13 protein-coding genes are annotated in these 11,468 nt (G+C 64.5%); 6 read left to right on the top strand and 7 right to left on the bottom strand.

The annotated features are described in order from the left end of the window. Positions 1 to 56: 56 nt before the first annotated feature. From KH389_RS08000 to KH389_RS07975, 6 genes are all read right to left on the bottom strand, one after another. The gene (locus KH389_RS08000) at positions 57 to 1,478 is read right to left on the bottom strand and encodes an amino acid permease (RefSeq protein WP_043864106.1); all 1,422 of its coding nucleotides are present in this window, start codon (positions 1,476 to 1,478) and stop codon (positions 57 to 59) included. A 702-nt stretch (positions 1,479 to 2,180) separates the two neighbouring features. Next, positions 2,181 to 3,245 carry a 23S rRNA pseudouridine(2605) synthase RluB gene (gene rluB, locus KH389_RS07995; protein ID WP_054916588.1) on the bottom strand — a complete coding sequence of 355 codons (1,065 nt, stop codon included), beginning with the start codon at positions 3,243 to 3,245 and terminating at the stop codon, positions 2,181 to 2,183. 153 nt (positions 3,246 to 3,398) lie between these two features. Further along, a complete protein-coding gene (scpB, locus tag KH389_RS07990) occupies positions 3,399 to 4,163 on the bottom strand; it encodes an SMC-Scp complex subunit ScpB (protein WP_043864108.1) in 765 nt (254 codons plus the stop codon). Positions 4,164 to 4,181: 18 nt separating this feature from the next. Further along, positions 4,182 to 4,880, bottom strand: a complete 699-nt coding sequence (locus tag KH389_RS07985; protein ID WP_162484885.1) for a segregation and condensation protein A — start codon at positions 4,878 to 4,880, stop codon at positions 4,182 to 4,184. Positions 4,881 to 5,008: 128 nt separating this feature from the next. Then, complete coding sequence (locus tag KH389_RS07980; RefSeq protein WP_043864297.1) at positions 5,009 to 5,638, bottom strand: L-threonylcarbamoyladenylate synthase; 630 nt, start codon at positions 5,636 to 5,638, stop codon at positions 5,009 to 5,011. 13 nt (positions 5,639 to 5,651) lie between these two features. Continuing rightward, positions 5,652 to 6,515, bottom strand: coding sequence for a PHP domain-containing protein (locus tag KH389_RS07975; protein ID WP_213607200.1), 864 nt, complete (start codon positions 6,513 to 6,515; stop codon positions 5,652 to 5,654). Positions 6,516 to 6,581: 66 nt separating this feature from the next. On the opposite strand from KH389_RS07975, the gene KH389_RS07970 reads away from it, so the two are divergent. The 6 genes from KH389_RS07970 to KH389_RS07945 all read left to right on the top strand — a co-directional run bounded on the left by KH389_RS07970 (position 6,582) and on the right by KH389_RS07945 (position 10,743). Continuing rightward, positions 6,582 to 7,178 carry a septation protein A gene (locus tag KH389_RS07970; protein ID WP_043864111.1) on the top strand — a complete coding sequence of 199 codons (597 nt, stop codon included), beginning with the start codon at positions 6,582 to 6,584 and terminating at the stop codon, positions 7,176 to 7,178. Between the two features lies 1 nt (position 7,179). Beyond that, positions 7,180 to 7,479, top strand: a complete 300-nt coding sequence (locus KH389_RS07965; protein ID WP_043864112.1) for a YciI family protein — start codon at positions 7,180 to 7,182, stop codon at positions 7,477 to 7,479. A 202-nt stretch (positions 7,480 to 7,681) separates the two neighbouring features. Next, complete coding sequence (locus KH389_RS07960) at positions 7,682 to 8,083, top strand: SH3 domain-containing protein (protein WP_058540762.1); 402 nt, start codon at positions 7,682 to 7,684, stop codon at positions 8,081 to 8,083. 7 nt (positions 8,084 to 8,090) lie between these two features. Continuing rightward, positions 8,091 to 8,768: a response regulator transcription factor gene (locus KH389_RS07955; RefSeq protein ID WP_213607199.1), complete on the top strand. Its 678-nt coding sequence runs from the start codon at positions 8,091 to 8,093 to the stop codon at positions 8,766 to 8,768. A 163-nt stretch (positions 8,769 to 8,931) separates the two neighbouring features. Beyond that, complete coding sequence (locus KH389_RS07950) at positions 8,932 to 9,348, top strand: Spy/CpxP family protein refolding chaperone (protein ID WP_043864115.1); 417 nt, start codon at positions 8,932 to 8,934, stop codon at positions 9,346 to 9,348. A gap of 57 nt (positions 9,349 to 9,405) precedes the next feature. After that, positions 9,406 to 10,743, top strand: coding sequence for a sensor histidine kinase (locus KH389_RS07945; RefSeq protein WP_043864116.1), 1,338 nt, complete (start codon positions 9,406 to 9,408; stop codon positions 10,741 to 10,743). Between the two features lie 128 nt (positions 10,744 to 10,871). On the opposite strand, the gene KH389_RS07940 is transcribed toward KH389_RS07945, so the two are convergent. Further along, entirely contained in the window at positions 10,872 to 11,435 is a 564-nt protein-coding gene (locus KH389_RS07940; RefSeq protein ID WP_213607198.1) for a nitroreductase family protein, read from the bottom strand. Positions 11,436 to 11,468 lie beyond the last annotated feature (33 nt).

Raw genomic sequence — 11,468 nt, 5'->3', positions numbered from 1 at the left:
TGCACAAAACCAAAAAGCCCGGCACAAGGCCGGGCTTTCATTGCAGCATCCTGCGCTTACTTGAGGGCGGCGCTCGGCACTGCAGGGGCGCCGTTGGCGCTGCGCTTGCTCTTGAGCCAGTAGAAGCCCCACATCACCACCAGCCATACCGGAATCGCGTACACCGATACACGGATGCCCGGCATCAGCAGCATGATGCCCAGGATGAACACCACGAACGCCAGGCAGAGGTAGTTGCCGTAGGGGTAGATCAGCGCGCGGAACAGCGACTTCTGACCGGTACGGTCCATGTGCTGGCGGAACTTGAGGTGCGAGTAGCTGATCATCGCCCAGTTGATCACCAGGGTCGCCACCACCAGCGACATCAGCAGCTCCAGGGCGCTGTGCGGCATCAGGTAGTTGAGCAGCACCGCCACCACGGTAACCGCCGCCGACGCCAGAATCGAGCGTACCGGCACGCCACGCTTGTCGATCTTGGCCAGGCTGGCCGGCGCATCACCCTGCTCGGCCATGCCGTAGAGCATGCGCGCGTTGCAGTAGGTGCCGCTGTTGTACACCGACAGCGCCGCGGTCAGCACCACGAAGTTGAGGATATGCGCTGCGGTGTTGCTGCCCAGCAGCGAGAACACCTGCACGAACGGGCTGGCGCTGTAGGCATCGCCCGAGCTGGTCAGGCTGCTGACCAGGCTGTCCCACGGGGTCAGCGACAGCAGTACCACCAGGGCACCGATGTAGAAGATCAGGATGCGGTAGATGACCTGGTTGATCGCCTTGGGGATCACGGTCTTCGGCTTGTCGGCCTCGGCTGCGGTGAACCCGAGCATTTCCAGGCCGCCGAAGGAGAACATGATGATCGCCATGGCCATCACCAGGCCGCCGACGCCGTGCGGGAAGAAACCGCCGTGGGCCCACAGGTTGGTGACCGAGGCTTCAGGGCCGCCGCTGCCACTGACCAGCAGGTAGCTGCCCAGGCCGATCATGCCGACGATGGCCAGCACCTTGATGATCGCGAACCAGAACTCCGCCTCGCCGAACACCTTCACGTTGGCCAGGTTGATCGCGTTGATGAGGATGAAGAATGCGGCTGCCGAGGCCCAGGTGGGGATCTCCGGCCACCAGTAGTGGACATACTTGCCGACCGCGGTCAGCTCCGACATCCCCACCAGGATGTACAGCACCCAGCAGTTCCAGCCCGACAGGAAGCCGGCGAAACCGCCCCAGTACTTGTGGGCGAAGTGGGCGAAGGAGCCGGCCACCGGCTCTTCGACGATCATCTCGCCCAGCTGGCGCATGATCAGGAAGGCAATGAAGCCGCAGATCGCATAGCCCAGGATCATCGACGGGCCGGCCGATTGCATCACCCCGGCCGACCCCAGGAACAGGCCGGTGCCGATGGCGCCACCGAGGGCGATCAGCTGGATGTGGCGGTTTTTCAGGCCACGCTTGAGCTCACCTGAATGCGAGTTTTGTCCACTCATGAACGGAGTCACCTGTTTGTTTTTATCTGTGACGGAATCGGACCCACCGCGCTCGTGGCGCAGCGGAATTAACAAGGTGGTATACCTTGAGGAGTCTTGGACCAGAGCCTTCGGTACGGGCGGCAGCCCGAGGCGAATCAGCCCGGAGTCAGCAAGGTTGCGCGGTACGCAGTTGGGTCACAGTTAAAACGCGGCGCATTGTATACCCTTGCTTTGGCGCAGGGGTCAACACGTTGCGTGACTGTCGGATGACAAGACGCAGCGGTCCGGCGGGGGTTCTGAAGCCTGGGGGAGTGTACGGCGTGCATGGCGCCTCCATTTCTTGTTATGGCTTGCCCAGCTCTGCGGCGGGGCTTTTGCACTTGGCAATGGCGGCTATCACACCGTGGTTGCGGGGGTTGGGCAAGAGGTTGACGTGGACGGAAGGTGGCCGTCGCCGACGTTTTCGGCAAGGTTTGTTTACAGCCTGAAGGACGGGCTGGCTTGCCCAATCAGTACGCCACAAGTCGTAACGAATTATTTACGACGTGGTTCAAAAAGTTTCCACTGGTTGCCTTGGAGTGTCTGCGCCGGCCCTTCGCCGGCAACGCGACTCCTACACTGCGAGTGCAATGCCTGTAGGAACCGGCCTTGCCGGCGAAGGGCACGTGAAAACACCACAGGCACAAAAAAGCCAACCCGAAGGTTGGCTTGTGTGAGCGCTTACTCAGCCCGCGGCGGCTTGCCACGGCTGCTGCCCGGCCGCTTGGGTGCGGAGCCGGCCGGCTTGCGCTTGTTCATGTCGCTCGGACGCTCGGCCACGGTGCTGCGGCCCTTGCGTGGCGAGTCGTCACGCGGCTGGCGCGCTGCGCGCTCGGTGGTCGCGCCACCTTCCTTGGCCGGGCGCAGGGTGCGCACGCGCTCGCCACGGCCCACCGGCTTGGACGACTTGCGCTGCATGCGCTCGAGCTTGTCCTTGACCTTGGCCTTCATCGCTGGCATCGCCACCGGCTTGAGCCCCACTTCGGCAGCCAGGATGTCCACTTCGCCCTGGCTCATTTCGCGCCAGCGGCCCATCGGCAGGTCGCTGTTGAGGAACACCGGACCGAAGCGCACACGCTTCAGGCGGCTGACCACCAGGCCCTGGGATTCCCACAGGCGACGCACCTCACGGTTGCGGCCTTCCATCACCACGCAGTGGTACCAGTGGTTGAAACCTTCACCGCCCGGGGCTTCCTGAATGTCGGTGAAACGCGCCGGACCGTCTTCGAGCACCACGCCCGCCTTCAGGCGCGCGATCATGTCTTCGTCCACTTCGCCGCGTACACGCACTGCGTATTCACGGTCCATTTCGGACGACGGGTGCATCAGGCGGTTGGCCAGCTCACCATCGGTGGTGAACATCAGCAGGCCGGTGGTGTTGATGTCCAGGCGACCGACGTTGATCCAGCGGCCCTCTTTCGGGCGCGGCAGGCGATCGAACACGGTCGGGCGACCTTCCGGGTCGTCACGGGTGCAGATCTCGCCGTCGGGCTTGTTGTACATGATGACGCGGCGGACGGTCTCGGCGGCTTCTTCACGCTTGATCAGGCGGCCGTCGACCGAAATCGCGTCGTGCATGTCGACGCGCTGGCCAAGGGTGGCGTCCACGCCATTGACCTTGATGCGACCCTGGCTGATCCAGGCCTCGACGTCGCGGCGCGAACCCACGCCGATGCGCGCGAGTACCTTTTGCAGTTTTTCGCCGGCTGGACGCGGCGGGCTATCGTGCAGATCCTGTTCACTCATCTGGGCACCTCCCGGTGTAGTGCTGCTGAAAATCATTGAATTGGCCAAACAAGCGCCAAAAAAGGTCGCGAATCATACGCCGAACCGACGACAAACGCACCACAGACTAGCCGATATTGCACCCCAGGACGCTGTTTTCCGCTCGAAGGCCGCTCAGCCCTGCGGCGAACCGGGCGCTGCCTGGCCCTCATCGGGTTCATCGGCTTGCTCGAGCAGGTCGTCGAAGTCGGTCTTGAGCCCCTGCTCCATCGAGTCCAGCTCCAGCAACAGGCTGTGAAAGCTGGTCTCCTCGACCGGGGCTTCGGGCTCGGCGCTCTCGTCGGCCAGGGCCTGCAGGTGGGCCGGCACCGGTGCATCATCCACTTCCAGCAATGGCTCGGGTTCCATCTCGCGCAACTCGGCCAGCGAGGGCAGCTCGTCGAGGTTCTTCAGGTTGAAGTGGTCGAGAAAGGCCTTGGTGGTGGCGAACATCGCCGGTTTACCGGGCACTTCGCGGTAGCCCACGATGCGCACCCACTCGCGCTCGAGCAGGGTCTTGATGATATTGGTGTTCACCGCCACGCCCCGCACATCCTCGATCTCGCCACGGGTGATCGGCTGGCGATAGGCGATCAGCGCAATGGTTTCGAGCAACGCACGCGAATAGCGCTGCGGCCGTTCTTCCCACAGCCGCCCGACCCAGGGCGCGTAGTCCTCGCGGATCTGCAGGCGGTAGCCCGAGGCCACCTCCTTGAGCTCGAACGCGCGCCCGGCACAGGACTTGCGCAGCACCTCGAGGGCCTTCTTGAACACGCCGGGCTCAGGGCGCTCGGCCTCTTCGAACAGCTCGTACAGGCGCTCCAGCGATTGCGCCTTGCCAGAGGCGAGCAGGAAGGCTTCCAGCAGCGGCGCCAGGTCACGGGGGTCGGTCAGGTTCATTGGGGTGCTCGTGTACGGTTATTCGGCCCGGGCGCGGACATGGATGGGAGCGAAGGGCTCATTCTGCACCAGTTCGACGAGAGATTCCTTGACCAGTTCGAGGATGGCCATGAAGGTCACCACCACCCCCAGCTTGCCCTCCTCGGCCGTGAACAGCTCGACGAAGGGCACGAAGCCGCCGCCCTTGAGGCGCTCGAGCACATCGCTCATGCGCTCGCGGGTCGACAGCGCCTCGCGGCTGACCTGGTGGCTCTCGAACATGTCGCCGCGGCGCAGCACCTCGGCCATCGACATCAGCACCTCTTCCAGCGCAACGTCGGGCAACAGCTTGCGCGCCTTGGCCTGGGGTGCCTCCAGGCGCGGTACGATCACCTCGCGGCCAACCCGGCTCAGGCCGTCGATGCCTTCGGCGGCGGCCTTGAAACGTTCGTACTCCTGCAGCCGGCGAATCAGTTCGGCACGCGGATCGTCCTCTTCCTGCTCCACTTCGGCCGAGCGCGGCAGCAGCATGCGCGACTTGATCTCGGCCAGCATCGCGGCCATCACCAGGTACTCGGCGGCCAGTTCCAGGCGTACGGTCTTCATCAGCTCGACATAGCCCATGTACTGGCGCGTGATCTCCGCCACCGGGATGTCGAGAATATCCACGTTCTGCTTGCGAATCAGGTACAGCAGCAGGTCGAGCGGGCCCTCGAAGGCTTCGAGGAACACTTCCAGCGCATCGGGCGGGATGTACAGGTCCACCGGCATCTCGGTCATGGCTTCGCCATACACCATCACCAGTGGCAGCTCCTGCTGGGCGCCGGCCTGTGGGTCCAGGGCCGGCTCGACCGCAGCGACCTGGTTCACGCTTCTGCCATGAAGGGCGCCGGGTCGCCGCAGCCTTCACGCACCAGCACCGCCTCCTCCCCGGTCAGGTCGATGATGGTGGAGGCCTTGAGGTCGCCGTAACCGCCGTCGATGATCAGGTCGACCTGTTTTTCCAGGCGCTGGCGGATCTCGTACGGGTCGGTCATGGGTTCGTCGTCGCCTGGCAGGATCAGGCTGACGCTCATCAACGGCTCGCCCAGCTCTTCGAGCAAGGCCAGCAGAATGGGGTTTTGCGGCACGCGCAGGCCGATGGTGCGGCGCTTCTCGTGCAACAGCAGGCGCGGTACTTCGCGGGTGCCATTGAGGATGAAGGTATAGGGCCCCGGCACATGCGCCTTGAGCAGGCGGAACGTGGCGGTGTCGATCTTGGCGAACAGGCCCATCTGCGACAGGTCGCAGCAGATCAGCGTGAAGTTGTGGCTCTTGTCCAGCCCGCGCAAGCGGCGCACGCGCTCCACGGCAGACTTGTCGCCGATCTGGCAACCCATGGCGTAGGACGAATCGGTAGGGTAGACCACCACCCCACCCTTGCGGATGATCTCGACGGCCTGCTTGATCAGGCGCGGTTGCGGGTTTTCCGCATGAATCTGGAAAAATTGACTCACGTTTTCTACCTGTTCAGACGGGTGCAGTGGGCTGCTCATGTTTGAATCGACGCCACAGGGGTGGCAGGTCCTCCGGCAACGGCCGGTAGACACCGATCTCAGACCAGGCGCCCGGGCCATGGAAATCGCTGCCGGCGCTGGCCAGCAGACCGAACTCACGGGCCAGGATCGACATCGTGCCCACCTGTTCGGCGGGCATCATCCCGTTCACCACTTCCAGCGCCTGGCCACCTGCTTGAATATAGTCGGCAATCAGGCGTCGACGCTTGCTGCGGGTTAATTCGTAGTGCATCGGGTGGGCAAGGCTGACCCATGCGTGGGACTGGCGCAGGGTCTGCACGGTGTCTTCCAGGCTTGGCCAGTGCAGCTTCACATCCCCCAGCTTGCCGGCGCCCAGCCACTTGCGAAAGGCTTCGCCGCGGTCCTTGACGTGGCCGGCACGCACCAGGTACTCGGCAAAGTGCGGACGGGCCGGCGCATTGCCGCTGTCACCCAGCTCCAGCTGGATGGCACGGGCGCCGTCCAGCGCGCCGGGCATGCCCTTGAGCGCCAGCCGCCGGTCGATTTCCTCGGAGCGCAGCCAGCGTCCACGGTGCAGCGACTCGACGGCGCGCTGCAGCGGTTCGGCATCGAGCGGGAAGTTGTAGCCCAGGATGTGAATCGTCGCCCCGCCCCAGGTGCAGGACAGCTCGACCCCGCTGACCCACTGCATGTCCAGCGCCTGGGTGGCAGCCTGGGCTTCGAGCTGGCCTTCGAGGGTGTCGTGGTCGGTCAGCGAAAGCATCCGCACGCCGTGTTCATGGGCGCGAGCGACCAGCGCCGTGGGCGACAGGGCGCCATCGGAAGCGGTGCTGTGGCAGTGCAGATCAACATTCATAGGTGGCGCATACGCTCTCATTGATGTTTGTTATTATGCCGTCACATCCTGCTTCTGGCTGCCACTGTGAAACAATTCATCGATTTCATCCCGTTGTTCCTGTTTTTCATCGTCTACAAGCTCGACCCGCGCACGGTCGATGTTGCCGGCCAGTCGTTCGAGCTGGGCGGCATCTACAGCGCCACGGCGGTGCTGATCATCAGTTCGCTGGTGGTGTATGGCGCATTGCTGATCCGCCAGCGCAAGCTGGAGAAGGGCCAGTGGCTGACCCTGGTGGCATGCCTGGTATTTGGCGGCCTGACCCTGGCCTTCCACAGCGAGACCTTCCTCAAGTGGAAGGCCCCGGCGGTGAACTGGCTGTTCGCCACCGCTTTTGCGGGCAGTCACTTCATTGGTGACCGTGTATTGATCAAGCGCATCATGGGCCATGCGCTGACCTTGCCCGAGCCGGTGTGGACGCGCCTGAACCTGGCGTGGATCGCGTTCTTCCTGTTCTGCGGCGCGGCCAACCTGTTCGTTGCCTTCACCTTCCAGGACATCTGGGTGGACTTCAAGGTATTCGGCAGCCTGGGCATGACCGTACTGTTCCTGGTGGGCCAGGGTGTCTACCTGTCCCGCCACCTGCACGACAGCGACCCTACTACCCCCAAGACCGAGGACTGACATGCTCTACGCCATCATCGCCACAGACGTTGCCGATTCGCTGCAAGCCCGCCTGGCTGCACGCCCGGCGCACCTTGAGCGCCTGCAGCAGCTCAAGGCCGAAGGCCGCATCGTACTGGCCGGCCCGCACCCGGCGATCGACAGCAACGACCCTGGCGCGGCCGGGTTCAGTGGCAGCCTGATCGTCGCCGAGTTCGACTCGCTCGAGGCTGCCAAGGCCTGGGCAGATGCGGATCCTTACATTGCGGCGGGTGTATATGCCGAAGTGCTGGTGAAGCCGTTCAAGCAGGTCCTGCCGTAACCTGATCGGCGCGACGAGCCCTTCGTCGCGCCGGTTCGCCTTACCTTCTGCGCACCTTCGCACACACTCGCTGCTCCCCTTCCTGGCTTTGCCCACTACAGCGGGCCTGTAGTGCTACGCCTTAAAATCCACTCGAATGTTCATCATTCTCGCCCACCTGCCGACAACCTACGCAACACCCGATTGGAATCAAGGAGTTCCGATGCGTCAAGGTCCGTTGTCCATGCTGCTGTGCCTGTTGCTGCTGACCCCGCTCGCCAAGGCCGCCGAAGCCTCCGCCAGCACCCCTTTGTCGTTGAGTGCGGGTAGCCAGATCTCCGAGCTGCAGCAACGCCTCAAGGAAAGTGAGCGCCAGCACGAAGCGCTCAAGCAGCAGCTGAAAAATGTCGAGAACGAGCGCGAAAGCGCCCAGCTGACCCGCCTGCGCCAGGAGAACCAACGCCTGAAGCAGCAGCTCGAGCAACACCAGGCCAACCCGCTGCCCAAGCTGCTCACCGATCAGCAGCAATGGTTCGTGATTGGTGCCGGAGTTGCCCTGTTGGCCGTGCTCTGCGGTATCTTTGCCAGTGGCAGCCACAGACGGCGCCGGCAATGGTTGAATTGAGTGAGACATGAGCGAGCTGCTACTGATTGATGATGACCAGGAACTGTGCGAGCTGCTGAGCAGCTGGCTGACCCAGGAAGGCTTTCAGGTGCGTGCCTGCCATGATGGCCAGAGCGCCCGCAAGTCCCTGGCCGAGCACGCCCCGGCAGCGGTGGTGCTGGATGTGATGCTGCCCGACGGCAGCGGCCTGGAACTGCTCAAGCAATTGCGCAGCGACCACGCCGAGCTGCCAGTGCTGATGCTGTCTGCTCGCGGCGAGCCGCTGGACCGTATCCTGGGCCTGGAACTGGGCGCCGACGACTACCTGGCCAAGCCCTGCGACCCCCGCGAGCTCACCGCGCGGCTGCGCGCCGTGCTGCGCCGCAGCCACCCGGCCGCCACACCCACCCAGATGGAAGTGGGCGACCTGCGCTTCAGCCCCGCCCGTGGCGTGGTCGACATCGACGAACGCGAGCTGACCCTGACCCTTTCCGAAAGCCGCATTCTCGAAGCCCTGCTGGGCCAGCCGGGTGAGCCGCTGGACAAACAGGAACTGGCGCAGCTCGCCCTGGGCCGCAAGCTGACCCTGTACGACCGTAGCCTGGACATGCACGTCAGCAACCTGCGCAAGAAGATCGGCCCGCATCCCGATGGCAGGCCGCGCATCGTCGCCCTGCGCAGCCGCGGCTATTACTACAGCCTGTAGGCGCCAGCCTTGCTGGCAAAGGGGCGCACGCCAACGCCCCACCGTGTAAACACCCTCGCCCACCGTCTTTACCCAAGCTTTACCCTTGCCTGACCGCCGCTGACCTTGATCTCCCTAGACTGGGCACATCCGGTAACGACCGGCCTCAACAAGGAGAGTCACCATGCGCAAGACCCTTATCGCACTGATGTTCGCTGCCGCCCTGCCAACCGTAGCCATGGCCATGCCCGATGGCGGCCCCCGTCACGGCGCCGAGCACCAACGCGGTGGAGCGCCTTTCGCCCAGCTGGACCTGACCCGCGAGCAGCGCCAGCAGATCCGTCAACTGATGGGCGAGCAGATGAAGAGCCGCCACGAAATCACCCAGCGCTACCTGGCCAAGCTGCCGGCAGCCGACCAGAAGGCACTCAAGGACGAACTCAAGGCAAGCCACGACAAGGTCGACACCCAGATCCGCGGCATGCTCAAGCCAGAGCAGCAGAAGCAGTTCGATGAAATGAAGAAGAAGCAGGCAGAGCGCAAGGCCGAGTGGGCCGAGTTCAAAGCCTGGAAAGCTGAAAAAGCCAGCAAGGCCCAGTAAGCTGTCCACACCCCGCCCGACCTGCCCCCGCAGGTCGGGCTTCTTTCGTTTGAGGTAATGCCCTTGCGTTCACTGTTCTGGCGCATCCTGGCCAGTTTCTGGCTGGCCATCACCCTGGTTGCCGGGCTGTCGATCCTGCTCGGCCACATGCTCAATCAGGACGCCTGGATCCTCAGCCGCCACCCGGGGCTCAATACCCTGGCCATGAACTGGTCGGCGCGCTACGAACAGCAAGGGCCCGAGGCCGCGCAGCGTTATCTGGAGCTGCGCAAGCGGCGCTACAACATCGACGTGCAGGTGCTCAACGAAAGCGGCGAGGCCGTGGTGCCTGGCACGTTCCCGCGCCGCGCAGCAGCCTTCGAGGCGCGCCGGCACAACGGCGAGCCGCTGCCCTGGCGACGCCTCACCGAGGAGTACACCAGCCCCGGCACGGGCGACACCTACCTGCTGATCTACCGCATCCCTCACCCCGAACTCGACGCCTGGCACCGCGACAGCCTGCTGTGGCCGCTGAGTGCATTGGGCATTGCCCTGGTGGTACTGACCCTGTTCAGCCTGCTGGTGACCCTGTCGATCACCCGCCCCCTCAGTCGCCTGCGTGGCGCGGTACATGACCTGGGGCAGACCACCTACCAGCAGAACAGCCTGGCACGCCTGGCCAACCGGCGCGACGAGTTCGGTGTGCTGGCCAATGACTTCAACCGCATGGGCGCGCGCCTGCAGAGCCTGATTGCCAGCCAGCGCCAACTGCTGCGTGACGTGTCCCATGAACTGCGCTCACCGCTGGCACGCCTGCGGATCGCCCTGGCCCTGGCCGAGCGGGCAGAGCCTGCACAGCAGCAGGCCTACTGGCCGCGCCTGACCCGCGAGTGCGACCGCCTCGAGGCGTTGATCAGCGAAATCCTGGTGTTGGCGCGGGTGGATGCCGAAAGCGCCAGCGCAGAACCGGTCGACCTCAATGCGCTGCTGGCCAGCGTGCGCAAGGATGCTCAGCTCGCAGCGCCGGAACAGGACATCCAGCTGCACGACACGCCTGGGCTGAGCCTGCAGGGCTGGCCGACACTGATCGAACGTGCGCTGGACAACCTGCTGCGCAATGCCGTGCGCTTCAATCCGCCGGGGCAACCGATCGAGATGAGTGCACAGCGTGAAGGCGAGCGTATCGTGCTGACGGTGCGCGACCACGGGCCGGGGGTGGCCGACGAGCACCTGGCGCAGTTGGGCGAGCCGTTTTTCCGCGCCCCGGGGCAGACCACGGCCGGGCATGGCCTGGGCCTGGCGATCGCGCGCAAGGCGGCGGAACGTCATGGTGGCAGCCTGGTGCTGGGCAACCATGCGCAGGGCGGGTTCGTGGCGACGCTGGAGTTGCCGGTGGCGGGGCCGGCTAGCGCCTGAATAAAGACGGGTGGTGGCTTCTTCGCTGGCAAGTCGGCCCCCACAGGCATGTCACCGTCCTCCAGGGCAAGTGCGCACCTGTGGGAGCTGGCTTTGCCAGCGAAAGGGCCATCTGATGCCTGTATAGCTTAGCGGGGCTGCTCCCAGGCGCTGACAAACGCCTCGACAGACACCACTGGCGCCGTACGCGGCGGGTTAAGCGGCGTGCCCACATACAGGAAGCCGATCAGCTCTTCGGTATCCGCCAACCCGAGGCCCTTGGCCACCTGCGGGCTGTAGGACAGCTCGCCGGTTCGCCACACCGCGCCGATCCCCTGGGCATATGCCGCCAGCAGAATGGCATGCGCCGCACACGCGGCCGCCAGCCGCTGCTCGGACTTGGGCACCTTGAAGTGATCCTGCACGTTCGCGATCACCACAATCAGCAACGGCGCCCGCAGCGGCATGGCATGGGCCTTTTCCAGCGCTGCCTCGGTGGCTTCGCCCTGCTCCTTCACCGCCTCGGCCAGCAGCGCCCCCAATTGTTCGCGGGCCGCGCCTTCGATGGTCAGGAACCGCCAGGGCCGCAATTGGCCATGGTCCGGCGCACGCGAGGCCGCCCGAAACAGCAACTCGCGCTGCGCAGCATCAGGTGCCGGCTCTACCAGGCGAGGAACGGAAACACGGTTGAGCAATGCGTCGAGAGCCTCCATCGGCTACCCCCTGTCGAGAAATGTGCGGCTATT

Origin of the sequence: Pseudomonas qingdaonensis, from assembly GCF_018398475.1 — a bacterium.
GTDB classification, from domain to species: Bacteria; Pseudomonadota; Gammaproteobacteria; order Pseudomonadales; family Pseudomonadaceae; genus Aquipseudomonas; species Aquipseudomonas palmensis.
Note: the sequence above shows the minus strand (reverse complement) of the source record. Positions and strands in the feature narration are given on the sequence as shown.

What these genes read in the sequence shown, in the direction of transcription:
- KH389_RS08000 (WP_043864106.1), bottom strand. Translation starts at nt 1,478, where the DNA reads ATGAGTGGACAAAACTCGCATTCAGGTGAGCTCAAGCGTGGCCTGAAA.
- rluB (WP_054916588.1), bottom strand. Translation starts at nt 3,245, where the DNA reads ATGAGTGAACAGGATCTGCACGATAGCCCGCCGCGTCCAGCCGGCGAA.
- scpB (WP_043864108.1), bottom strand. Translation starts at nt 4,163, where the DNA reads ATGAACCTGACCGACCCCCGTGACCTGGCGCCGCTGCTGGAAGCCTTC.
- KH389_RS07975 (WP_213607200.1), bottom strand. Translation starts at nt 6,515, where the DNA reads ATGAATGTTGATCTGCACTGCCACAGCACCGCTTCCGATGGCGCCCTG.
- KH389_RS07965 (WP_043864112.1), top strand. Translation starts at nt 7,180, where the DNA reads ATGCTCTACGCCATCATCGCCACAGACGTTGCCGATTCGCTGCAAGCC.
- KH389_RS07960 (WP_058540762.1), top strand. Translation starts at nt 7,682, where the DNA reads ATGCGTCAAGGTCCGTTGTCCATGCTGCTGTGCCTGTTGCTGCTGACC.
- KH389_RS07955 (WP_213607199.1), top strand. Translation starts at nt 8,091, where the DNA reads ATGAGCGAGCTGCTACTGATTGATGATGACCAGGAACTGTGCGAGCTG.
- KH389_RS07950 (WP_043864115.1), top strand. Translation starts at nt 8,932, where the DNA reads ATGCGCAAGACCCTTATCGCACTGATGTTCGCTGCCGCCCTGCCAACC.
- KH389_RS07945 (WP_043864116.1), top strand. Translation starts at nt 9,406, where the DNA reads ATGCCCTTGCGTTCACTGTTCTGGCGCATCCTGGCCAGTTTCTGGCTG.
- KH389_RS07940 (WP_213607198.1), bottom strand. Translation starts at nt 11,435, where the DNA reads ATGGAGGCTCTCGACGCATTGCTCAACCGTGTTTCCGTTCCTCGCCTG.